Below are 22,940 nucleotides of genomic sequence, written 5' to 3' on the forward strand. Positions count from 1 at the left end.
TCGCTGCCCGGCCGCGTCGGCGACCTGTTCGAACGCGAGGAGCGATTCGCGGTACTCCCCGCGACGTTCGACGCGATCAGCGGCTATATCGCCGAGCGAGCGGTGGCGCGTCCGTGAGGACGGGGGCGTGAGCCTCGTCACCCTCGTCGGCGAGCCGTGGGCGGACTATGGCCTGGTCGACTCCGGGCACGGCCGCAAGCTCGAACGCTACGGCCGCTATCGCTTCATCCGCCCCGAGCCCCAGGCGATGTGGGCGCCCGCGTCGCCCGACTGGAGCGCGCATGGCGAGTTCGTCCCCGGCGCCGACGAGGATGGCGGCGGACGTTGGCGGTTCGATCAGCAGGTGCCGGTGGAGGGGTGGCCGCTCAAGTGGAACGACGTGCGCTTCACCGCGCAGAACACGCCGTTCCGCCACCTCGGCTTCTTCCCCGACATGGCGCCGGTGTGGGACTGGATGCGCGGCAAGCTCGCCGGCACGGACGCGGCCGCCGATCCCCCCGAATGCCTCAACCTGTTCGGCTATACCGGCGTCGGCACGCTGGCGCTGGCCGCCGCCGGCGCGCGGATGGTGCATGTCGACGCCTCAAAGAAATCGGTCGAGCAGGCGCGCGCCAATGCCGCGCTGTCGGGCATGGCGGACAAACCGGTGCGCTGGCTGGTCGAGGACGCCACCAAGTTCACCGCGCGCGAGGTGCGGCGCGAACGGCGCTACGATGGCATCCTGCTCGATCCGCCGAAATTCGGGCGCGGCCCGACCGGGGAGACCTGGAAGCTGGAGGAGGGACTGCCCGGCCTGATCGCCGATTGCCGCCGACTGCTCGACGAGCGGTCGCGGTTCCTGTTCCTGACCGTCTATGCGGTGCGGATGTCGGCGCTGGCGATCGGCGAGCTGGTGGCGCAGACCTTCGCCGACCTGCCGGGCACGGTAGAATGCGGCGAACTGGGCGTGCGCGAGGAAGCGCGCGGCCTGGTGCTGCCGACGGCGATCTTCGCGCGCTGGTCGCGCTAGGACCCGGTCCGCGCCAACGTCCGGGGGCGCCGAAACGGCGACGATTTCGCGCCCGGTCCTGATGTTAGCCAGAAACTGGCTGGGGCGGCAGGATTCGAACCTGCGAATGCCGGTACCAAAAACCGGTGCCTTACCACTTGGCGACGCCCCAACGCGAAGGCAGGCCCCTTAGAGGGTCCGGCCGTTCAGGGAAAGCCTCAAGCGATGCGATCGAGCCAGCCGTGCGCGTCGGGGGCGCGGCCGCGCTGGATGTCGGACAGGCGGCGCAGAATGCGTGCCGTGGTCTGGCCGGTGCCGCCGCTGCCGATCGTCACGTCATAGTCGGGCCCGGCGAACTTGCCGATCGGCGTGACCACCGCCGCGGTGCCGCACGCGAACGCCTCGACCAGCTTGCCGCTGGCCGCGTCGGCGCGCCAATCCTCGATCGCATAGGGTTCCTCGCGCACGGTCAACCCCTCGTCGCGGGCGAGCTGGATGATCGACGCGCGGGTGATGCCGGGCAGGATGGTGCCGGTCAGCGGCGGCGTCACCAGGCTGCCGTCGGAGAACACGAAGAAGATGTTCATGCCCCCCAGTTCCTCGACATAGCGGCGCTCGACCGCGTCGAGGAACACCACCTGGTCGTGCCCGCGCCGGATCGCCTCGGCCTGCGCGACCAGGCTGGTGGCGTAGTTGCCGCCGCACTTGGCCTCGCCCGTGCCGCCGGGGGCGGCGCGCGTGTAATCGTGGCTGACCCACAGCGAGATCGCCTTGACCCCGCCCTTCCAATAGGCACCGACCGAGGAGGCGAGGACGCAGTAGAGATATTCGGCGGAGGGCTTCACGCCCAGGAACACCTCGGTCGCGATCATGAACGGGCGCAGATAGAGCGCGCCCTCATCCCCTTCCGGGATCCAGTCGCGCTCGATCGCGACCAGTTCGCGGCACGAGGCGACGAACAATTCCTCGGGCAGGTCGGCCATCGCCATGCGCTGTGCCGAACGGCGGAACCGCGCGGCGTTGGCGTCGGGCCGGAACAGCGTGATGCCGCCGTCGCCGGTGCGATAGGCCTTCAGCCCCTCGAAAATCTCCTGCGCGTAATGGAGCACGGCGGTGGCCGGATCGACGCTGACCGGCGCGCGCGCGACGATCTTCGCGTCGTGCCAGCCCTTGTCGCTCGACCAGCGCGCCACCGCCATATGATCGGTGAACACCCGCCCGAACCCCGGATCGGCAAGCCGCGCGACGCGCTCGTTCGCGTCGATGGGATTGGCGGTCGGTTCAAACGCAAAAAGGCTGGTCACTGGCAACTCCATCGGTTGCCAGCGGACTAGGATGGGTGCCAGATGCGGTCAACATGCTGACCGCGTCCCCGCTGTTCCTGACCGAGCCCGAGATCCGACGCGGGATCGAGCTGCTGTTCTTCGGCTATGGCCAGCTCACCCGATCGATCGACGCCGCGCTGAACGAGCACGGCCTGGGCCGGGCGCACCAGCGCGCGCTGTATTTCATCGCGCGGCGGCCCAATCTGAGCATCGGCGAGCTGCTCGGGCTGCTGGCGATCACCAAGCAATCGCTGGGCCGGGTGCTGACCGAGTTGAGTGCGCGCGGGCTGGTCGAAAGCCGTCCCGGCGACCGCGACCGCCGCCAGCGGCTGCTGCGGCTGACACCCGAGGGCGTGGCGATCGAAGGCCGGCTGTTCGACGCGCTCAATGCCCGCATGGCGCAGGCGTACAGCCATGCGGGGCAGGAGGCGGTCGGCGGCTTCTGGGGGGTGCTGGAAGGGCTGGTGCCGGCCCGCGACCGGGGGAAATTGTAATCCGCCGTCGGCCAGTTCACGGGGGAGGGTCAGTCAATCTCCGGCGGCACCCGATCCCGCCATTGGGCGAGACCGGGGCCATTCACCGCCATCCCCCCACCCTTACTTAGATTTCGATCCACGCCTCCGCGCGGGAGGCGACATCCCTATGACGGCTCCTCGATTATCGCGGCAATCTCACCGACGAGCGTGAAGCCTCCGGCGTTCGGACTGTGCCAGATCGCGCGAATAGTCATTTGCGGATGGTGACCGGTCGAACCAAAGAATTCAACCCCCTTCTTAAAAATATCCCCCTTCCCTTACTTAGGAAGGGTCAAGATGACTTCACAACTCTCACATGACGTTGCTCTCTGCCGATCGCCATGTCGGATCGTCCAGGCGCAGGCCCACGGCGCTATCGTAGAGCGACCGGCTTTCCAGCACGACGAAGCGATCGCCATAGTGGTCGGACCGGATCGCCTGTGCCGCGCCGGTGCCCAGCATCGCCGCGCGGGCCTTTGCCGGGATCGGCACGACATATTGCTGCAACTTGCGCTGCAACCGGCGCAGCGCCCCGGCTGGTAGGTCGGCGCTGCCGATCGCGGCGATCGCGTTGGTCGCCTCCGCATCCCACGGCACGATCACCGGGTCCATCGTCTCGTCGATCATGCGAAAGGCGGTGGCGATGCGCGCGAAGGGAAAACCGAGGCCGCGCGCGGTATTGCGGATCGCCGGCATGATCGGGAAGGGCACGCCGCCGGGCAAGGTCGCCTTGTCGAGCGCGGCATAGTCCGCCGCCCAGTAGAGCCATCGATAATATTCGCGCACCGCATCGAGCGCGAGCACGTCTTCGCCCCCGCCGCGCAGCACGTTCTTCGCGGCCTGATAAAAGGGCAGGATCATGTCGGGGATCGGCTTGCGCCCGTCGACCGCCGCCGGCTCGAACACCACCGCCCGGCCGAGCGCCGCGCCCAGATCGCCGAGTTCACCGCTGCGGTTGCACCGGCCCGCCGCCTGCGCGATGCTGGAAAGGCCGGTCGCCGCGCGCCAGACCTCCGGAAAGCTGATGTCCACCCCGGCTTCGATCAGGCTGGTGGCGACCAGCCGCACCGGGCGGCCCGCGTCCAGATCCGCGCGCGCCCTGGCAAGGACGGATCGGCGGTGCCGCGCACACATCAACGTCGTCAGGTGGACGGCACCGGGCTGGTCGCGGATCGCGTCGAACAGGTCGCGGGCGTGGGCGCGGCTGTTGACGATGCACAGCATCTGCGGCTGTTCGGCGAAGCGCGCGGCGATCGCCGCGTCGGGGACGGGATCGCGCAGCCATTCGATCTTGACGCGCCGGAGCTGCCGGTAAAGCCCGCGCGGGTCGGGCGCCAGTTCACGTTCTTCGGGAATGTCCAGCCCCTCCGCGGCGCCCTTGATGGTCCGGGGCAGGGCCTCGTCCTGCGTGCGCAGCGCCGGCTGGGTGGCGGTGCACAGGATCACCGTCGCGCCATAGTTGCGCGCCAACTCGTCGATCGCCGCCATGCACGGGCGCAGCAGATGGATCGGGATCGACTGCGCCTCATCGAGGATGATGACGCTTTTCGCCAGATTGTGCAGCTTGCGCGCCTTGCCCGTGCGCGCCGCGAACAGGCTTTCGAAGAACTGCACGGCGGTGGTCACGACGATCGGCGCGTCCCAGTTCTCGGCGTCGCGACGCAGCTTGGCGAGTCCGGACGGCCCCTCGTCCTCGCGGTCGTTGCCGCTGGCGGGTGCGTGCCGGTCCCAGTCGAAACTGGAATGATGCTCGAGCACGGCATCGCCCAGCCCGACCTGTTCGCGAAACACCTGCGCGGTCTGTTCGATGATCGAGGTGAACGGAATGACGTAGACAATCCGGCGCAGGTCGTGCGCCAGCGCATGGTCCATCGCGAAACTCAGCGATGTCAGCGTCTTGCCCCCGCCGGTCGGCACGGTGAGGGTGAACAGGCCGGGGGGCAGCACCGCCTTGGCGGTGGCGTGGTCGAGGACGGCCGAACGCAGGCGGTTGACCGGGGTGTCGTCGCGGCGGTGGCGCGCCATGTGCGCGCGCACGATCTCGTGGTGCCGGGGTTCCAGCACGCCGCCCCGCGCTGGCGGGGCCTCGCCGCGCGAGCCGGCGTAAAAGGCTTCGGTCTCCTGGCAGTCGGCGTCGACCAGGCAGGAGAACGCCATGCGGACGAGGAAACTTGCCGAAAAGGCGGGATCGATGGCGTTCGGCCTTGGCGCTGCGGTGGCTTCGGTCAATTCCTGAGGCGTGGGCAAGCCGGCGACGTGCTCACCCCAGCCGTCACAGCCGTCGACCGTTTTCGCCAGGCGCGCATCGAGATTGCCCGATTCACCGCCCGTGCCATCCATCAGCCCGGCGTGGTGCCCGGCGATCCCGAACGCCATCAACCGGCCCAGCCGCTTGCCATAGACGGTGACCGCCGCTTTCGCGCCGGCGGTGCTGTGATCGGGACCTTTCGGCCCGCCCGCGTCGCGCGGCTTGCGGATGTAGAGTTGATAGGCGGGCGCGCACTTGCCGATATCGTGGAGCAGCCCCATCGCCAGCGCGATGGTCGAGCAACCGAACGGCTCGGCCAGCCGCGCGGCGTGCGTTCCGGTCGCCGACAGGTGATGCGACAGCGGTTCCCAATCCTGTTCGGATTTTCCGTCGACCGAATGCGCGAAGATCTCCATCCCGCGTCCTCCCCCCGACTCGCACTGATACCCGTTCGTCGGCGGGATCGGAAACGCGGCGGAACCGCGCGCTGAAACGCGCCATCGCGATCGGCGCAGGGGAAGGCGCGTCGGTTCTGCGCCGCCGTTGGGGCTAGCGCCGGCTCACGCGACCACCGGCATGGCGTTCCAGCCGCCCCGCCAGTTCGAGTTCGAGCAATACCGTCTGTACCGCCGCCGGCATCAGTCCGGACTGGCGGATGACCTCATCGACCGACACCGCCACCGGGCCCAGCAGCGTGAGGACCGCGTCGCGCGCACGGTCGTCGGGATCGGCGGGCGCGCCGGCATCGAAACGCGGCACGGGTGCCCGCACCGCGCGCGGATCGATCGGGCGGACCGCTTCCAATATGTCGTCGGCGCTCTGCACCAGCGTCGCGCCCTCGCGGATCAGCAGGTTGCAGCCCTGCGCGCGCGGGTCGAGCGGCGAACCGGGCACCGCCATCACTTCGCGACCAACCTCATTGGCGATTCGTGCGGTAATCAGCGAACCAGATTTGGGCGCTGCTTCCACCACCACCGTACCCAGCGCCAGCCCGGCGATGATACGGTTGCGCGACGGGAAATGGCGCGCGAGCGGTTCTGCTCCAGGAGGCTGTTCGGCCAGCAGCAGCCCGGTCTGGGCCACCGTCTCCTGAAGCTCGGCGTTCTCGGGCGGAAAGGTGATGTCGATGCCGCTGGCGATCACGCCGATCGTGCCGGTGGACAGGCTCGCCTGGTGCGCGGCGGTGTCGATGCCGCGCGCCAGCCCCGACACCACCACCGCACCCGCCGCGCCCAGATCGACGGCGAGCCCGCGCGCGAAGCGGCACGCGGCGGCGGAGGCGTTGCGCGCGCCGACCACGGCGATCACCGTGCGCCGCGCCAGAGCGCGGTCGCCGCGCACGATCAGCGCGGGGGGCGCATTCTCCAGCTGGCCGAGCAGCGGCGGATAATCGGGATCGTCGACGAACCAATAGGAGGCGCCCAGCCGCTCCACCGTCGCCATCTCCCGCGCCACCACGCGCGGATCGGCCAGCGGCGGGGCCTGGCCGCCGCCACGCCGCGCCAGCGTCGGCAGCGCCTCGATCGCGGCTTCCGCGCTGCCGAACCGGGCGAGCAGGTGACGATAGGTGACCGGGCCGATGCCCGCCGTGCGGATCAGCCGGAGCCGCGCCGCCGGATCAGCCACCGTCGGCGCCGCCCCCGTCCGCGCCCCCGTCGACGTCGGCGCGCTTGCCGCCGCCGACGCGCGGCTCGGTCCCGGCCAGCAGGCGCTCGATGTTCTCGCGGTGCTTCCACAGCACGATCAGCGCGAGCGGGATCAGCAGCAGCACGTCGTCATAGCGTCCGCAGATCGCCGCCGCGACCGGCGCGCTCACCGCCGCCGTCATCCCCGCGACAGAGGAGATGCGCAACGCCGCGAGCAGCCCCAGCCACACCACGGCATAGATCAGCCCATAGGGCCAATGCAGCGCCAGCACGATGCCCATCAGCGTCGCCACGCCCTTGCCGCCCTTGAACCCCAGCCAGGCCGGATAGCAGTGGCCGATGAACGCGGCGGCGGCGGCGAGCAGCGCGTTGCCGGGAAACAACAGCGCGGCGATCAGCACCGCCGCGAAGCCCTTCAGCGCATCGAGCAGCAGCGTGGCGGCGGCCAGCCCCTTGCGGCCGGTACGCAGCACGTTGGTCGCGCCGATGTTGCCCGATCCGATCTGGCGCAGATCGCCCGCGCCGGCCAGCCGGGTCAGGATCACCCCGAACGGGATCGAGCCCAGCAGATAGCCGAGCAGCAGTGCGCCCGTGGGCGGTATCCAGATGATCTCGGCGCTCAAATTTCCCCCTGCAACCACAATAGGATGGCGGTGCCGGTCGCGCAACAATCGCTTGGACGATTTGACGTTCGCCGGCCGCTGCGCAAAGTCGCGATGATGGGCGACGCGCGGCCGATCCTGTTCTTCGATTCCGGGATCGGCGGGCTGTCGGTGCTGGCGCCGGCGCGCGCGCTGCTGCCGCAGGCGCCGCTGGTCTATGTCGCCGATTCGGCGGGTTTCCCCTACGGCACGCGCAGCGAGGCGGAGATCGCCGGTCGCGTCCCCGCGCTGCTCGGGCGGCTGGCGGAACGCCATGACCCGCGATTGATCGTGATCGCGTGCAACACCGCGTCGACGATCGCGCTGGCGGCGGTGCGCGCGGCGCTCGACGTGCCGATCGTCGGCACGGTCCCGGCGATCAAGCCCGCCGCCGCGATGAGCGCGACGCGCGCGATCGGCGTGCTCGGCACCGACGCCACCGTCCGCCAGCCCTATGTCGACGATCTCGCCGCGCGCTTCGCCGCCGATTGCGCGGTGGTGCGCCATGGTTCAGCGCGGCTGGTCGAACTGGCTGAGGCGAAATTGCGCGGCGAGGCGACGACCAGCGCCGACTATGCCGCCGTGCTCGACGGGCTGCTCAGCCGGCCGGGGGGCGACCGGATCGACGTGATCGTCAACGCGTGCACGCACTTCCCGCTGGTCGCCGCCGAACTCGCCGCTGCCGCGCCGCGCCCGATCGCGTTCGTCGACGGCGGCCCCGGCATCGCCCGCCGCATCGCACAGCTGACCAATGGCCAGTCGTGGCCGCAGTCTCCGGCGCCGGGAATCGCGGTGTTCACACGCCTCGACGATCGCGCGCGGCGATTGGCGCCGGCACTGGCCGCGCACGGCCTCGACCAGCTGGTCGAGCTATAGGAGCCGCGCTCTATCCTCCAAGACGGATGCCCAGCCAGAGCGTCCGGGGCGTGCCCAGGTCGATCGATCCGGCCTGGTTGCGGGTCACCACCGCGACGTCGAACAGGTTCTCCGCCCGGGCGACCACGCTGAACCCGCGTGCGATCGGCAGCTTTCCGAACAGGTCGACGGTTGTGGCGGCGGGCAGCCTGTCGGCCTGAAGGTCGTCCTCATACTGATCGCCGACGTGGCGGACCGTGGCGGACAGCATCGGGCCGGATCGTGGCGCCCAGGCGATGGTGCCGCTGGCGGCGTGGCGCGGGCTCTGCGCCGGCATCAGTCCGTCAAACGCGTTGCCGGGCGCGCGTACCCTGCTGTCCGAATAGGCATAGGACGCGGTCACGATCATCGCGCCGCGCCGCCACGCCAGATTGGCCTCGACCCCCTTGGCCTCGACGGAGTCGACGTTCTGGCGCTCGCGCAGGTTGGTGGCGATCGTGACGTTGGCGACAGCATTGCCCAGCCGGTTGTAGAAGGCGGTGCCCGACAGCGTCAGCCCGGTGGCGGGGGTCAGGTCGATCCCGGCCTCCACGCCGCGCAGCCGTTCGGGCTGGAGGTTGGCGTTGGCGCGGGTGGTGACCGGAAACACGGTGAACGGTCGGTAGAGCTCGTTGAGCGTCGGCACGCGAAAGCCGGTGTAGGCGGCGGCGCGCAGCGCGACGGCGGCGGTGGGGCGATAGAGGGCACCGGCGCGCCCGGTGAATTCGGTGCCCGACCGATCGGGAAAGGCGAGGGTGCTGGTCGCGATGCCGGCGCCGCTGCGCTCGTGGAAGAAGCCGTCGGTCAGTGTCCAGCGATCGAGCCGCGCCCCGCCGGTCAGCACCAGCCGGCCGATCGTCCAGTCGTCCTCGACGAACGCCCCCGCGACGCTCGAATGGCCGCCGGCGTTGCGGCGCGCGGTGACCGCGCCGGTGGCGGCATAGGCGTCCTCGAACAATTCCCCGTCGGCCAGGCGGAGGTCGCCGCCGATGCGCAGCACGTGATCGCGCCCCACCGGCGGGCGGACCTCGATCTTGCCGCCGATCCCGGTCGCGGGCGTGTTGCGCTGATCCAGCGTCAGCTTGAAGCTGGACGAACTGATCACCTTGTTGGCGAAATTGCGCGCCTGGACATAGGCGAGCGCGTCGACCTGCCAGTCACCGTGATGAACCAGGCGCAGGCTGGCGTCCTCGCCCTGCGACTGCGAATCGGCGCCGCGAAACCGCAGCGTCCGGTTGTCGCCAAACAGCAGCGCGTGGAACTGCAATTCGGTGTCGCCGCCGATCGGCGCGACCCCGCGTACCGATGCCGACCAGTCGCGATAGCGCGCCGGCACCGTCGCGGCGACGCGCTGGTTGTCGGGCGTGGTCTGGAACCCGTCGCCGCGCTCGAACCGGCCCGACACGGTCGCGAAGCCGCCGCCCAAATCGGGTGACACGCTGGCGGACAGGCTCTGCGCGTTGCGGCTGCCGTAGAGCGCCTCGGCATCGAACGGCGGCAGGTCGCGCGGGCCGGCGCTGACCAGTTCGATCGTTCCGGCGACCGCGCCCGCGCCGAACGGACCGGACCCGCCGCCGCGCGTCACCCGCACCGCCGCGAGCCGATCGGGGACCAGCGCGTTGAACGGGATATAGCCAAAGAACGGATCGGCGACCGGCACGCCGTCGAGCAGGATCAGCGTCCGGCTGGAGGCGTTGCCGCCCAGCGCGCGGAGCGTCGCCCCCTGCGCGGACGGATTGGCCGAGCGGCTGTCCGCCCGGCGGAACTGCTGGAAGCCGGCGACGTCGGCCAGCACGCCTTCGACCCGTCCCGACGCATCGTTGGTCAGCCGCTCACGATCGATCGTGGTCGCGCCATAGGCCGGCGTCCCCGGCGGCAGGCTCAGCCCGGTGCCCAGCACGATGATGTCGTCGTCCGGCGCCGCCGTGGCTTGCGCCTGGGCGACGACGGGCCATGCGATCGAGGTGAGCAACAACAGGCGCGCGGCGGGACGGGACATGACCAGGGCCTTAGCCGATGTGCAGGGCGATGTCGCCGCGCTCACCGACCTCCAGCCGACCGCCCGGCGCCGCCGTTCGCCCGGGCGATCGAGCGCCGGGCCGGCTCATTTGCCATGCTCTCGCTCCCGTGCAGTCGCGGCGTCACCGGTCCCGGCCGGGGGAGCGCGGTGCAATCCGACGTCCAGCGATGCCGTCGTTCCGGTGTCGCCGCGCCTGATATGGAAGCGTCCGTCCAGCCAGGCGATGCGCCGGGCGCTGTTCGACAGGCCGTTCCCCCAATCGCTGCCCTCTGCGATGCCGACGCCGTCGTCGGTGATGCGCAGGTGCAGCCGCGACGCATCGACCGTGATCGCCACCGACACCCGCGTCGCGCGGGCGTGGCGCACGACATTGCTGACAAGTTCGCGCAGGATCGAGATCAGGTGCCGCGCCGTCGCCTGGTCGATCGGCTCGCCGGCGGTGGAGGTCACCGGCCAGTCGAGCGCGATATCATGTGTCTCCAGCCGGTTCATCGTCTCGAACCGCATGTCGGCCAATACGTCCTCCAGCGGGCGCCAGCCTTCGGCGGTCCCGGCGACGATGGCGCGGATGTCGGCCATCGCCTCGCGCACGTCCTTGCGCATCAGCTCCGCGTCCTGGCGGTGGAGGCTGGTCAACAGGCGGGCGCTGACGTCGTCGTGCAGATCCTGGGTGATGCGCGCGCGTTCCCTTGCCACGCCGCGCATATAGGCGTCGCGGGCGGCGCTCAGCGCGCTCACCGCGTCGATCAACGCGCGCGCCTGGTCGAGGTCGATCGCGTCGAAATTGCGGGCGCCGCGCTGCGCATAGCGCAGGACGATGCCCGGCATGTCGTCGACCGGCGGCAGCCGCAGGGAGATGCCGTCCTCGGCGATCAGCGGGCGATCGGCGGGCGCGGGGTCGGCGTTGGCCTCCAGCGCTTCGAAGATCGCCATCAGCCCGTTGCGCCACCGCACCGTGCGCGATTCGGAATCGCGCGCGAAGGCGATCTCGCCACCCAGCCCCAGGCTCAGCCGCGCGGTGGCGTCGCGGCGGCGCGCGGCCTGTCGAGAGATCGCCAGGCGCAGCGGCAGGTAGATCAGGCACACAGCGGCGATCGCGAACGGCAGCACCGCATCGCGCGATCCAGCGGCCGTCGCCAGAATGGCGACGTCCGCGGCGGTCACCGCGATCGCCGCGCAGACCGACAGCAGCAGGCCGAACGCCCATCCGTCGACGGAGAATAGCCGGGTGCGGGCGATCGCCGCGCCCAGACCGCCATAGATGATCAACAGCAGCGGCAGTGCGATCGCTTCGCTGACCAGCGGCGCGCCGGCGATCAGCATCGGCAGGATCACCGCCCCGACGAACAGCGCGGACGACAGGATCGCGGAAAATCCGATCAGCCGCATCGCCGCCGCGCCAACCGGATTGTCGCGCACCGCCCATGCCTGAGCGGCCAGCAGCAGCACGAACAGCGCGAAGGCGACGGCGATCGCCGCGAACAGCGTCTGGATCGCGTCGCCCGACAGATCGAGGGCGTCGGAACCGACGACCAGCGCACAACCCAGGCCGATCGCGCGAGTCCATCCAGCGCCAAGGATCGGCGTCGGAAACCGGCAGAACAGGATCAGGATCGCGGCGGCGAACGCCAGCGCGCAGGCGTGATTGAGCAGCATCAGCCAGCGATAATGCTCCCCCAGCAGCAGCGGGTCGTGGCCGGCCGCCAGGGTACAGCCGACCCCGAACAGCCCCAGGCTCATCACCGCGAAGGTTCGCGCGGCGCTGTTGCGCGGCCGCAGGACCAGCACCCACGTCCCGCACAGCAGCGCGGCGAATCCGGTGGCGAGCGCCGCCCAGAATCCGCCGGTCAGGTCGCTCAGCCGGCGCGGGCGGATCGTGGCGGTGGCGCGCCGGCCATCGGCGAAGCGCAGCGCGACCGGGCCCGAATGCAGCGCCGCCGCGATCGCTCCGCGCTGGCTCCACCAGGCCCGTTTCGCCGCGCGGTCGCCTCTGGCGCCGATCCCGTCGATCAGCGCGTCGATGCGCAACGGCAGCGCCACGCCGTCCGCGCGGATCAGGCGCAGCGGCGTCTCGCGCGGCAGCACGACCTTTTCGTCGCCGGTCGTCAGGATGATGCGGGCGTTGTCGTACCGCTCGACCTTGATGTCGGCGATCGGCAGGTGCAGCGTGGTGATCAGCGCGATGACGATCGCGAGCAGCGACAGCAGCGACAGCTCGAGCAGCCGACGTTGCGGTCGCCCGATCGGCCTGTCGTCGCCCTCGACCGCCATTGCCCCCATCGGCGGACTCTGTGGCCGGGGCGCCGTATTTTGTCCACGCCTATCCGGGGCCCCTGTTTCGGGGGTGGTGCGCGCGCCGCGGGCGGCTATGCACCGGGGCGGGGAGACAGGCGATTTCCGACCACCGGCAGACCCGCACCGTCCTGATCGTCGAGGATGTGCCCGGGACGCGCGCATGGCTGACCGGATTGGCCGGCCGGGCCTTTCCCGGCGCCGCGCTGGCAAGCGCCGCCACGCTGGCGGAGGCGCGGCGCTGGCTGGCGGCGCAAAGGGCGGCGGGGGAGCGATCGGGCGACGCCGTCCTCGCGCTGGTCGACCTGGGCCTGCCCGACGGGTCGGGCGTCGATTTCATCCGCGATATGCTGGCCGCGCTGCCGGGATCGCGGCCGGTGGTGGCGACGTTGTTCGATAGCGACGATCACCTGATGGCGGCGATGGCGGCGGGCGCGCACGGCTATCTGCTCAAGGATCACGAGCCGGACGATCTCGTGCGCCGGCTTCGCGGCATGGAGCGTGGCGAAAGTCCGATATCGCCGGCGATGGCGCAGCGCATCCTGGCGCATTTCCGCAGCCATGCCACCTTCATGACCGGCCAGCCCGCCGCGCCCCAGCTCACCGCGCGCGAAACCGATGTCCTGCGCCTGATCGGACGCGGGCTGAAGGTGGCGGAAGCGGCCGGTGCGCTGGGACTGAGCGAATCGACGGTGTCCGGCTACCTCAAGACCATCTATCGCAAGCTCGATATCGGTACGCGGGCGGAGGCGGCGGTGGAGGCGGTGCGGCGCGGGCTGGTCTGACAGGCCCGATCCGGCCCCGGCTCCGGCCCCGGCCCCGGTCGCGCCCCCGGCCCCCCTGTTCCGGGGGAGGCGGCTGGCCGCCGCCACGGGTAGACCGCCCCCCTATTCCAAGGGGGGACGTCATGAAGCCGAAAGCCACCACGATCCTGTTGCTGTCCGCGCTGCTGGCCAGCGGGACCACGGCGCATGCGGAGCAATATCCGAAGGTCGCCAAGCCGGTGAGCTTCGCGCCGGAGGCCGATCACGCTGGGGACGCCGCATCGCTGATCTGGGTCAACAAGCCCGGTTCGGCCAAGGGGGTGCGCAAGGTCGTCATCCCGTTCTTCCAAGTCCAGTTCGTGATCGACAGCGACACCAGCGCCAGCGCCGGCAAGGCATCGTCCAAGATGATGGTCCGGCTCGACGGCCCCGGCGCCGATCAGATGCAGGCGATCACCGACCGCCTCTATCGCCGGCTGGTCGCCGACCTGACCGCCGCCGGGATCGAGGTCGTGTCCACGGATGCAGCGCGCAACTACACCAATTTCGCGAAACTCCAGGACGGCGGCAAGCCGAGCGGCAGCAAGATCGACGGCCATCGCGGGGTCAACTCGCTGTTCTTCGCGCCGCGCGGCATGAACTTCTATTTCCTGCCGACGCAGGACATCGCCTATACCGGGGCCGGATCGTTCGGCGGGTTCGGCACCGCGATGCTGCCGCCCAGGGAACAGGCCTGATGGACGAAAGCGGCGCCGCCGTGCTCGGCTTTCGCGCGGTCGTCGATTTCGCCGAACTGGCGAACAACAACAAGGTGCCGCTGCGGATGCTGCGCAGCACCGCGCGCACGAAGGCGAAAGCGGCGATCGCGATCCGCCCGATCGCGACTCAATTGTGGCTGATGACGCCAAAGGCGAAGCCGGGCGTGACCGACATGCAGAACCGGATGCGCTTCGAAGTGCGCGCGCCGTTGATGATCGATACCGACGCGATCACCGCGATGACCGACGCGCGCACCGCCGGCTACAAGCGGTCGGAGGCGGTCGGCAACGCGTTGGGCGCGCTGATGGGCGGGGGCACCTCGAAACTCCGCAAATACGACATCCGGGTCGATCGCGACATGTGGGCGCGCGACGTCGAAGGGTCGCTGAACGGCGTCCAGACGATGATGGTCGCCCGGTTGAAGGAAGAGATCTGAACAGCGGCCCCTGCCACAGCGCGATTCTGGCTGGGGCGGATTCATGCCCGATCCTGGCCAGAAACGATCGGCGTGCGACTTGCGGGGCGCCGCTTTGCCTGCCAAATCGCCTAGCATCGCACGGAACGGGTTGGGCCGGTCCGGGAGTTGGGGGAATGGATCTTGAAGCATCGTTTTCTGGCCACGGCCGCATTGCTGTCGGCCTGTGGCATCGCGAGTGGGGCGGTCGTGCCTGCCCAGGCGCAACAGGCGGCGCAGGCGCCGCTGACCCCGGCGGAGGTTCGCGCCCGGCTTGAGGCGAAGGACGCCAGCGATTCCCAGATCATGGCGTTGCTGCATCAGATCACCGACGTCCACGGTCCGCGCCTGACCGCGTCGCCCCAGTTGCGCGCGGCGCAGGATTGGGCGGTGCGGACGATGAAGGGCTGGGGCCTCCAGAACGTCCATCTCGAAACCTGGGATTTCGGTCATCAGGGCTGGAGCAATCAGCTGGTCGAGGCGAGCGTGGTCGGGCCGTACCAGGCGCCGATCAACGCCCGTGCGCTGCCGTGGAGCCCGTCGACGGCGGGGCTGGTCAACGCCAACGCCGTACTGCTGCTGCCGCCGGGGCTGGGGCCGGTGACGGTGCGCGCCGCCGCCGCCTCGCCCGATCCGGCAAGCTGGACCGCCAAGCCCGAGGCGCCGGCCGCGCGAAAGATGCCGACCCGCGCTGAACTGGACGCCTATCTCGACACGATGAAGGCCAAGGTGCGCGGCGCCGCGGTGCTGGTCGGCCGCGCCGCCACTCCCGCCCGCGACTTCACGCCGACGACGCTGCGGCGCAGCGATGCGGACATGGCGGCGTTCGCGTCGGGCAACCGCCCCGGCCGGCGCCCGACCGAGGCGCCCGCGCCCTTGCCCCCCGGTCAGCTGTCGGCCGACGAGATCGACGCCATCGTCGCCCAGTTCCTGCTCGATAATGGCGCGGCGGCACGCATCCTCGACAGCGGCGAGCCGCAGGAAGGGCTGCGCGTGCAGAGCGTCAGCAGCTATGGCGAGGTGCGTCAGGTGCCGGCGGTGATGATCGCCAACGCCGATTATGGGCGGATGGCGCGCGTGCTGGAGGACGGCACGGCGGTGCGGATGCGGCTGAACGTGCAGAACAGCTACCACCCCGAAGGGCGCACCAACCACAATGTCCTGGCCGAGCTTCCCGGAAGCGACAAGGCGGACGAGGTGGTGATGCTCGGCGGGCATTATGACAGCTGGGCCGCCGGCACCGGCGCCACCGACAACGGCGCCGGATCGGCGGTGATGATGGAGGCGATCCGCCTGCTGAAGGCGAGCGGGCTGCCGATGCGGCGCACCGTCCGGGTCGGATTGTGGTCGGGCGAGGAGCAGGGGATCTTCGGCTCGCAGGCCTATGTCGCGCAGCATTTCGGCAGCGTCGAGGCGCCCAAGGCCGATTTCGCCAAGCTCACCGCCTATGTGAACCTCGATTCGGGCACCGGCATTCCGCGTGGCGCATCGGTGTTCGGGCCGGCGGATGCCGCGGCGTTCGTCGGGGCGACGATGGCCGGGTTCAAGGACTGGGGCTTCGCCGGCGCGATCGCGTCGAACTCGCGCACGCTCGGCGGGTCGGACAATGGCTCGTTCGCGGTCGCCGGGCTGCCGGCGATCGGGCTGATGCAGGATCCGTTCGGCTACGGCGCCTATACCCACCACACCAACTTCGACACCTATGAGAAGCTGTACGAGCCCGATCTGCGCAAGGCGGCGATCGAGGTCGCGGTGCTGGTCTATGCGCTGGCCAACAGCGACACCGCGCTGTCGCGCTTCCAGGCCGACGCGATGCCGCAGCGCGGCGCCGTCTCGCCCGAACCGGTGCGGCTGCGCCCCGGCACCCGCGGGACCGGGCAGGACCGCGAGTAACCGACCCTGCCGGCCCCGCGTGTCACTTGCGGCGCGCGGGGCCGGTTTCCCTCATGCATATTCGCGCGGCGCCGCCTCGGCGGGCGATGGCACGGCCTGGTCGATCCGCTGGTTGACGATGTCCAGGATATAGCGATCGAGCCGCTCGACGTTCATGTCGGGATTGAGCGCGCGCCGCATCATCATCCCGACGCCGACCGCCATGATGAAATCGATCAGCGTGTCATGTTCCACGGCGCGGCTTTCGCGCGGGTCGATGGCGTTCAGCGCGGTCGACAGGTTGCGGCGAATCCGCTCCTCGCACGACTGGTTCAGCCCGGCGATTCGGTCGTTCCGGCCGGTTTCGGCCATGATCTCCAGCATCAGCTGGCCGTCATCGGCGGGCTTGTCGCTCAGCAACAGCCGGTCGATCCAGCCGCGCACCGCCGGCATGTCGCCCGCTTCGACGGCGCGATCGAGCACCTCCTCGTCCAGCCATGCCGCCAGGTCGCGCTCGCAGATGTCGACGATCAGATCGTCCTTGCTGCGGAAATCGCGATAGATCTGCCCGACCTTGATGCCCGATGCGGCGGCGATCTGCGCCATGCCGGTCCTGTGGAACCCGTTTTCGATGAACAACGCGCGCGCGGTGGTGACAAGGTGGGTGCGGCGGGCCTGAGTCCGGTTGGGTGGTGGTAACGGCGTCCCCGTCTCCATTTCTGCCTGCTCTCCTATTGCCAATCCGGGCGTCGGTTCATATACGCCCCGCCGAAAGTGTGAGTGAACGATCACTCACACATATACAAGCGGCCGGTGATTGCATGAAAAAAATTACGACAGCGCTGACCCTGGCGGTGATCCTCAGCGCCTGCGGCAGCGGTTCGCAGCAGCAACAGCCGCCGGCCGGCCCGCCTGAAGTCAGCTACGTCACCGTCCGTGAGGAGCCGGTCACGCTGAGCACCGAATTGCCCGGGCGGACCAGCGCGTATGAATCGTCCGACGTGCGCCCGCAGGTCAACGGCATCATCCAGGCGCGGCTGTTCGAGGAGGGCGACATGGTCCGCGCGGGGCAGGCGCTCTATCGCATCGATCCCGCCCCCTATCAGGCGCAGGTCGCCAGTGCGCGCGCCGCGCTCGCCCGCGCGCGCGCCGGCATCGCCGCCAGCGAGGCGCTGGCCCGCCGCTATGGCGAACTGGTCCGCATCAACGCGATTTCGCGCCAGGATACCGAAAACGCGTTGGCCAGCGCGCAACAGGCCCGTGCCGATGTCGCCGCGCAGCAGGCCGCGCTGCGCGCCGCGGAAATCGATCTGGGCCGCACCACGATCCGCGCGCCGATCTCGGGCCGGATCGGCCGTTCGGCTTTCACCACTGGGGCGCTGGTTTCCGCCTCGCAGGCGGCGGCGCTGGCGACGATCCAGCGGCTCGATCCGATCTTTGTCGATATCCAGCAGTCGAGCAGCGACGTGCTGAGCCTGCGCCAGCAGATGATGGGCGGGGAGCTGACCCGCGCCAGCGGGGGCGCCCGTGTGCGGCTGAAGCTGGAGAACGGGTCCAGCTACCCGCAGGAAGGGACGCTGAAGTTCACGGACGTGACAGTCGATCCGACGACCGGCAGCCAGGTGATCCGCGCGGTGTTCCCCAATCCCGGCGGCCTGTTGCTGCCGGGGATGTTCGCCCGCGCCGAAATGGTGGAAGGCACCAAGTCGCGCGGCATCCTGGTTTCGCAGCGCGCGGTGTCGCGCGATGAAAAGGGCGGTCCGACCGCGCTGGTGATCGGCGCCGACGGCAAGCTGGAACAGCGCAGCCTGACCGCGCCGCGCACGGTTGGCCGCGACTGGCTGGTCACCGCCGGGCTCAAGCCGGGCGACAAGCTGGTGGTGGAGGGCGCCCAGAACCTGCAGCCCGGCACGCCGGTGAAGGGCAAGCCGTATCAGGCCCCGCAGGAGGGCGCGCCCGCCCAGCAGCAACCCGCGGCGCAGGCGAAGTAAGCCGCGATGGCCCGCTATTTCATCGACCGGCCCATCTTCGCATGGGTCATCGCCATCATCCTGATGCTGGCCGGCGCGCTTGCCATCCGGTCGCTGCCAATCGCGCAGTTCCCGGAGATCGCGCCGCCCAGCGTGACTGTCACCGCCAACTATCCCGGTGCCGACGCCGAAACGGTCGAGCGCACCACCACCCAGGTGATCGAGCAGCAGCTGCGCGGCATCGACAACCTGCGCTATTTCTCGTCCTCGTCGTCGTCGGCGGGCACGGTGACGATCACCATCACCTTCGAACAGGGCACCAACGCCGACATCGCCCAGGTGCAGGTGCAGAACAAGGTCCAGGCGGCGACCCCGCTGCTGCCGCAGGAAGTGCAGCGGCAGGGCGTTCAGGTGGCCAAGTCCGCCGCCAATTTTCTGTTGATCGTCGGCCTCTATTCGGAAGACGGCTCGCACAGCGCGAACGATCTGTCCGACATGGTCGTCTCGCGGCTTCAGGACCCGATCAGCCGGGTCAACGGTGTCGGTGAGCTGATGGTCTTCGGCGCGCAATATGCGATGCGCGTCTGGATCGATCCGATCAAGATGCAGAACTACGGTCTGGCGATCGCCGACGTGACCGCCGCGATCCAGGCGCAGAACGCGCAGGTTTCGGCTGGCCAGATCGGTGCGCTCCCGGCTTCGAAGGATCAGGAGCTGAACGCGACGGTGTCGGTCCAGTCGCGGCTCCAGACGCCCGATCAGTTCGGCAACATCCGGCTGCGCAGCACCACCGACGGCGCCGTCGTGCGGCTGCGCGACGTCGCGCGGGTCGAGCTGGGCGCGGAAATCTATGGGTTCGACACCAAATACAATGGTCATCCGGCGTCGGGCTTCGGCGTGCGGCTGGCCGCAGGCGCGAACGCGCTGACCACGGTCGACGCGGTCAAGGCGGCGGTCGCAGATATCGCCCAGACCTTTCCCGCCGACGTCAAGGTCATCTATCCCTATGACAGTACGCCGTTCGTGCGGCTGTCGGTCGAACAGGTCATCCACACGCTGATCGAGGCGGTGGTGCTGGTGTTCCTCGTCATGTTCCTGTTCCTGCAGAACTGGCGCGCGACGCTGATCCCGACCATCGCCGTGCCGGTGGTGCTGCTCGGCACCTTTGGGGTGATGGCGGTCGCCGGTTACTCGATCAACACGCTGACGCTGTTCGGCATGGTGCTGGCGATCGGCCTGCTGGTCGACGATGCCATCGTCGTGGTCGAGAACGTCGAGCGGCTGATCCAGACCGAAGGGCTGTCGCCCAAGGAGGCGGCGCGCAAATCGATGGATGAGATCAGCGGCGCGCTGATCGGGATCGGCCTGGTGCTGTCGGCGGTGTTCCTGCCGATGGCGTTCTTTGGTGGGTCGACCGGTGTGATCTATCGCCAGTTCTCGATCACGATCGTCTCGGCGATGGTGCTGTCGGTGATGGTCGCGCTGATCCTGACGCCTGCGCTGTGCGCCACCATCCTCAAGCCGCACGATCCGTCGAAGCACGAAAGCAACGGCCCGCTGGCGCGGTTCTTCCGCTGGTTCAACGATCGCTTCGATCGCGGCACGGACCGGTATCAGGGCGGTGTCCGCCGGGTGACACGGGGCTGGGGGCGTTCGGCGCTGGTGTACCTGCTGATCATCGGCGGTCTCGCCTTTGTGTTCCTGCGCCTGCCGACCGGGTTCCTGCCCGACGAAGACCAGGGCACGCTGATCGCGATGACCCAGGGGCCGGCGGGCGCGACTCTGCCGCGCACCGAACGCGCGCTCAGCGTGGTCCGCGATCACTTCATGGCCGACAAGGCCAATGTCGAAGGCGTGTTCACGATCAGCGGCTTCTCGTTCGCCGGGCAGGGGCAGAACGCCGGCCTGGCGTTCATCAAGCTGAAGCCGTGGGCCGACCGCAAGGGCGCGGAAAACAAGGCGCAGGCGATCGCCGGCCGGGCGATGGGGCCGTTTTCCCAGTACAAGGACGCGATGATCTTTGCGCTGGTGCCCCCCGCGGTGCAGGAACTGGGCAACGCCACCGGTTTCGATCTGTGGCTGGTCGACCGCGCCAACGCCGGCCATGATCAGCTCCTGCAAAAGCGCAACATGATGCTGGGCATGGCGATGCAGGAACAGCGCGTGTCGCAGGTGCGGCCGCTCAGCCTTGACGACGCCCCTCAGCTGAAGATCGACATCGATCAGGACAAGGCGGGCGCGCTCGGGCTCGATCTCGCGTCGATCAACAGCGCGATTTCGAGCGCGTGGGGCGGCGCCTATGTCAACGACTTCATCGATCGCGGCCGGGTCAAGCGCGTCTACCTGCAGGCGGACGAGCCCTATCGCCAGTCGCCAGAGGATTTCGCCAACTTCTACGTGCGTGGCGCCAATGGCGCGATGGCGCCCTTTTCGGCGTTCGCCACGATCAACTGGATAAAGGCGCCGGTGCAGCTCACCCGCTACAACGGCCAGCCGGCGATGCAGATTCAGGGCGCGCCCGCGCCCGGCGTCAGCTCCGGCACCGCGATGGCGGCGATGTCCGAAATCCAGGGCAAGCTGCCGCCCGGCACGGGGCTGGAATGGACCGGCCTGTCCTATGAGGAGCAGTTGTCCGGCGGGCAGGCGCCGGCGCTCTACGCGCTGTCGCTGCTGATCGTGTTCCTGTGCCTCGCCGCGCTGTACGAAAGCTGGTCGGTGCCGATCGCGGTCATCCTCGTGGTGCCGCTCGGCGTGATCGGCGCGCTGCTGGCCGCGTGGATCACCGGGCTCAACAACGACATCTACCTCCAGGTCGGCCTGATCACGACGATCGGCGTTTCGGCGAAGAACGCGATCCTGATCGTCGAATTCGCGGAGGAACGGGTGCGCGACGGGATGAACCGGTTCGAGGCAGCGGTGGAGGCGGCGCGGCTGCGGCTGCGTCCGATCCTGATGACCAGCCTTGCGTTCATCTTTGGCGTGATGCCGCTGGCGATCTCCACCGGCGCGGGCGCCGGCGGCCAGAACGCGATCGGCCGCGCGGTGGTGGGCGGCATGTTCTCCGCCACCGTCCTGGCGATCTTCTTCGTGCCGATGTTCTTCGTGGTGGTCAGCCGGATGTTCCGGCACGGCCATGAGGATCCGTCCGATGCGCCGGCGTCGACCACCGGCCCCGATCGCCTTCCCCCTTCCGCGGGCGCCAGCGCGCCGCACGGAGCCTGAATACGATGAAGAAGCCCCTCTTCGCGCTGCTGATCGGCGCGACCACGCTGGCCGGCTGCAATTTCGCGCCCGCCTATGTCCGCCCGGAAGGCGCCGCCCCCGCGACGCTGCCCGAAGGCGGAGTGTATCCGCCGGCGGCGACCGACGCCCGCGATATCACCGCGATCGGGTGGCGCGAGTTCTTCCTCGATCCGCGCCTGCAACAGGTGATCGCGACCGGGCTGGAGAACAATCGCGACCTGCGCGTCGCGGCGGCCAACGTGCTTCAGGCGCGGGCGCTGCTGCGCACCCAGCGCGCCGATTTGTTCCCGACCGCGACGGTCGGGGCCAGCGGCACCTACACCAACAGCGCCACCGGGGCGCCGGGTGGCGGCGATATCGAGAGCTATTCGGTCACCGCCGGCCTGTCGGCCTATGAGGTCGACCTGTTCGGCCGCGTCCGCAACCTGACCCGCGCGGCGCAGGAACAGGCGTTCGCCAGCGAAGAGGCGCAGCGATCGGCCCGGATCAGTCTGATCGCGGAGATCGCGACCAGCTGGCTGACCCTGGCGTCCGACCGAGAGCAGCTCAGCCTGTCGCGAGAGACGCTGAAGACGTTCGAGCAGACGCTCAACCTGACGCGCGAGCAGTTCCGCATCGGCGTCGGATCGGAGCTGGAGGTCCGTCAGGCCGAGACCAACTATCAGGCCGCGCGCAACGACATCGCCGCGCTGGAAACCCGCGTCGCGCAGGATCACAACGCGCTTAACCTGCTCGCCGGCACCACCGTGCCCGATGCGATGCTGCCCGACAGTCTGGGCACCGAGCCGGTGACGCGCGATGCGCTGCCGTCCGATCTGTCGTCGGAGGTGCTGCTGCGCCGGCCCGACGTGCTGCGCGCCGAGCATCAGCTGATCGCGGAGAATGCCAATATCGGCGCGGCGCGTGCCGCCTTTTTCCCGACGATCTCGCTGACCGGGTTGATCGGGACGATCAGTACCGGCCTGTCGGGCCTGTTCGGCAGCGGCAGCTTCACCTATTCGGCGTCGCCGGCGGCGTCGCTGCCGATCTTCGACGGTGGTCGGCGCGCGGGCAACCTCGCCTATGCCAGGGCATCGCAGCAGGCGGCGGTCGCCACCTATGAAAAGACCGTGCAGACCGCCTTCCGCGAAGTGGCGGATGCGCTGGCGCAGCGCGGCCGGATCGGTGAACAGGTCGCCGCCCAGACCGCGCGCGCGGATGCGGCGACGGTGGCGGCGCGGCTGTCGGATGCGCGGTTCCGCGCCGGGGTCGATTCGTTCCTCACCGCGCTCGACGCCCAGCGTACCGCCTATGCCGCGCAGCAGCAGCT

The 22,940-nt window shown here is 69.6% G+C and carries 17 protein-coding genes and 1 tRNA gene; 10 read left to right on the plus strand and 8 right to left on the minus strand.

Annotation, left to right across the window (positions count from 1 at the left end):
- The first annotated feature begins 127 nt into the window (after window positions 1-127).
- Window positions 128-1,009 carry a class I SAM-dependent methyltransferase gene (locus tag VNR91_RS11860; RefSeq protein WP_325490983.1) on the plus strand — a complete coding sequence of 294 codons (882 nt, stop codon included), beginning with the start codon at window positions 128-130 and terminating at the stop codon, window positions 1,007-1,009.
- 76 nt (window positions 1,010-1,085) lie between these two features.
- Here the strand turns inward: VNR91_RS11860 and VNR91_RS11865 are convergent.
- Both VNR91_RS11865 and VNR91_RS11870 read right to left on the minus strand, forming a co-directional pair.
- A tRNA-Gln gene (locus tag VNR91_RS11865) sits at window positions 1,086-1,160 on the minus strand.
- A 46-nt stretch (window positions 1,161-1,206) separates the two neighbouring features.
- Entirely contained in the window at window positions 1,207-2,304 is a 1,098-nt protein-coding gene (locus tag VNR91_RS11870; protein WP_414712410.1) for a branched-chain amino acid aminotransferase, read from the minus strand.
- Window positions 2,305-2,345: 41 nt separating this feature from the next.
- Here VNR91_RS11870 and VNR91_RS11875 point away from each other — a divergent pair, with 41 nt between their 5' ends.
- Window positions 2,346-2,807: a helix-turn-helix domain-containing protein gene (locus VNR91_RS11875; RefSeq protein ID WP_325490985.1), complete on the plus strand. Its 462-nt coding sequence runs from the start codon at window positions 2,346-2,348 to the stop codon at window positions 2,805-2,807.
- 333 nt (window positions 2,808-3,140) lie between these two features.
- Here VNR91_RS11875 and VNR91_RS11880 read toward each other — a convergent pair whose 3' ends face one another.
- The 3 genes from VNR91_RS11880 to plsY form a co-directional block, all read right to left on the minus strand.
- Complete coding sequence (locus VNR91_RS11880) at window positions 3,141-5,492, minus strand: CRISPR-associated endonuclease Cas3'' (protein WP_325490986.1); 2,352 nt, start codon at window positions 5,490-5,492, stop codon at window positions 3,141-3,143.
- A 133-nt stretch (window positions 5,493-5,625) separates the two neighbouring features.
- On the minus strand, window positions 5,626-6,702 hold the full coding sequence (dprA, locus tag VNR91_RS11885) for a DNA-processing protein DprA (RefSeq protein ID WP_325490987.1): 1,077 nt from the start codon (window positions 6,700-6,702) through the stop codon (window positions 5,626-5,628).
- Window positions 6,695-7,345: a glycerol-3-phosphate 1-O-acyltransferase PlsY gene (gene plsY, locus VNR91_RS11890; RefSeq protein ID WP_325490988.1), complete on the minus strand. Its 651-nt coding sequence runs from the start codon at window positions 7,343-7,345 to the stop codon at window positions 6,695-6,697. Before plsY ends, dprA begins: the two co-directional genes overlap by 8 nt.
- A gap of 96 nt (window positions 7,346-7,441) precedes the next feature.
- On the opposite strand from plsY, the gene murI reads away from it, so the two are divergent.
- The gene (gene murI, locus VNR91_RS11895) at window positions 7,442-8,239 is read left to right on the plus strand and encodes a glutamate racemase (RefSeq protein WP_325490999.1); all 798 of its coding nucleotides are present in this window, start codon (window positions 7,442-7,444) and stop codon (window positions 8,237-8,239) included.
- 10 nt (window positions 8,240-8,249) lie between these two features.
- On the opposite strand, the gene VNR91_RS11900 is transcribed toward murI, so the two are convergent.
- Window positions 8,250-10,256, minus strand: a complete 2,007-nt coding sequence (locus tag VNR91_RS11900) for a TonB-dependent receptor (protein WP_325490989.1) — start codon at window positions 10,254-10,256, stop codon at window positions 8,250-8,252.
- 105 nt (window positions 10,257-10,361) lie between these two features.
- Window positions 10,362-12,557 (minus strand): sensor histidine kinase, encoded by a 2,196-nt coding sequence (locus tag VNR91_RS11905; RefSeq protein ID WP_325490990.1) that lies wholly within the window; start codon window positions 12,555-12,557, stop codon window positions 10,362-10,364.
- Window positions 12,558-12,568: 11 nt separating this feature from the next.
- Between VNR91_RS11905 and VNR91_RS11910 the strand changes: the two genes are divergently transcribed.
- The 4 genes from VNR91_RS11910 to VNR91_RS11925 all read left to right on the plus strand — a co-directional run bounded on the left by VNR91_RS11910 (window position 12,569) and on the right by VNR91_RS11925 (window position 16,439).
- A complete protein-coding gene (locus VNR91_RS11910) occupies window positions 12,569-13,354 on the plus strand; it encodes a response regulator transcription factor (protein ID WP_325490991.1) in 786 nt (261 codons plus the stop codon).
- 122 nt (window positions 13,355-13,476) lie between these two features.
- The gene (locus tag VNR91_RS11915; RefSeq protein WP_325490992.1) at window positions 13,477-14,070 is read left to right on the plus strand and encodes a hypothetical protein; all 594 of its coding nucleotides are present in this window, start codon (window positions 13,477-13,479) and stop codon (window positions 14,068-14,070) included.
- Window positions 14,070-14,528 carry a hypothetical protein gene (locus tag VNR91_RS11920; protein ID WP_325490993.1) on the plus strand — a complete coding sequence of 153 codons (459 nt, stop codon included), beginning with the start codon at window positions 14,070-14,072 and terminating at the stop codon, window positions 14,526-14,528. The genes VNR91_RS11915 and VNR91_RS11920 overlap by 1 nt, the downstream gene beginning before the upstream one ends.
- A gap of 162 nt (window positions 14,529-14,690) precedes the next feature.
- The gene (locus VNR91_RS11925) at window positions 14,691-16,439 is read left to right on the plus strand and encodes a M20/M25/M40 family metallo-hydrolase (RefSeq protein WP_325490994.1); all 1,749 of its coding nucleotides are present in this window, start codon (window positions 14,691-14,693) and stop codon (window positions 16,437-16,439) included.
- Between the two features lie 51 nt (window positions 16,440-16,490).
- On the opposite strand, the gene VNR91_RS11930 is transcribed toward VNR91_RS11925, so the two are convergent.
- On the minus strand, window positions 16,491-17,135 hold the full coding sequence (locus tag VNR91_RS11930; RefSeq protein ID WP_325490995.1) for a TetR/AcrR family transcriptional regulator: 645 nt from the start codon (window positions 17,133-17,135) through the stop codon (window positions 16,491-16,493).
- Window positions 17,136-17,239: 104 nt separating this feature from the next.
- Here VNR91_RS11930 and VNR91_RS11935 point away from each other — a divergent pair, with 104 nt between their 5' ends.
- From VNR91_RS11935 to VNR91_RS11945, 3 genes are all read left to right on the plus strand, one after another.
- Window positions 17,240-18,409: an efflux RND transporter periplasmic adaptor subunit gene (locus VNR91_RS11935; RefSeq protein ID WP_325490996.1), complete on the plus strand. Its 1,170-nt coding sequence runs from the start codon at window positions 17,240-17,242 to the stop codon at window positions 18,407-18,409.
- 6 nt (window positions 18,410-18,415) lie between these two features.
- Entirely contained in the window at window positions 18,416-21,610 is a 3,195-nt protein-coding gene (locus VNR91_RS11940) for an efflux RND transporter permease subunit (protein WP_325490997.1), read from the plus strand.
- Between the two features lie 5 nt (window positions 21,611-21,615).
- Window positions 21,616-22,940, plus strand: a 1,325-nt coding sequence (locus tag VNR91_RS11945) for an efflux transporter outer membrane subunit (RefSeq protein ID WP_325490998.1), incomplete at its 3' end; no start/stop codon positions are given.

This window comes from Sphingomonas sp. (genome assembly GCF_035555815.1).
In the GTDB taxonomy this organism is placed as follows: Bacteria; Pseudomonadota; Alphaproteobacteria; order Sphingomonadales; family Sphingomonadaceae; genus Sphingomonas.

What these genes read in the sequence shown, in the direction of transcription:
- VNR91_RS11870 (WP_414712410.1), bottom strand. Translation starts at nt 2,304, where the DNA reads ATGGAGTTGCCAGTGACCAGCCTTTTTGCGTTTGAACCGACCGCCAAT.
- VNR91_RS11875 (WP_325490985.1), top strand. Translation starts at nt 2,346, where the DNA reads ATGCTGACCGCGTCCCCGCTGTTCCTGACCGAGCCCGAGATCCGACGC.
- VNR91_RS11880 (WP_325490986.1), bottom strand. Translation starts at nt 5,492, where the DNA reads ATGGAGATCTTCGCGCATTCGGTCGACGGAAAATCCGAACAGGATTGG.
- murI (WP_325490999.1), top strand. Translation starts at nt 7,442, where the DNA reads ATGGGCGACGCGCGGCCGATCCTGTTCTTCGATTCCGGGATCGGCGGG.
- VNR91_RS11900 (WP_325490989.1), bottom strand. Translation starts at nt 10,256, where the DNA reads ATGTCCCGTCCCGCCGCGCGCCTGTTGTTGCTCACCTCGATCGCATGG.
- VNR91_RS11905 (WP_325490990.1), bottom strand. Translation starts at nt 12,557, where the DNA reads ATGGGGGCAATGGCGGTCGAGGGCGACGACAGGCCGATCGGGCGACCG.
- VNR91_RS11915 (WP_325490992.1), top strand. Translation starts at nt 13,477, where the DNA reads ATGAAGCCGAAAGCCACCACGATCCTGTTGCTGTCCGCGCTGCTGGCC.
- VNR91_RS11920 (WP_325490993.1), top strand. Translation starts at nt 14,070, where the DNA reads ATGGACGAAAGCGGCGCCGCCGTGCTCGGCTTTCGCGCGGTCGTCGAT.
- VNR91_RS11930 (WP_325490995.1), bottom strand. Translation starts at nt 17,135, where the DNA reads ATGGAGACGGGGACGCCGTTACCACCACCCAACCGGACTCAGGCCCGC.
- VNR91_RS11935 (WP_325490996.1), top strand. Translation starts at nt 17,240, where the DNA reads ATGAAAAAAATTACGACAGCGCTGACCCTGGCGGTGATCCTCAGCGCC.
- VNR91_RS11940 (WP_325490997.1), top strand. Translation starts at nt 18,416, where the DNA reads ATGGCCCGCTATTTCATCGACCGGCCCATCTTCGCATGGGTCATCGCC.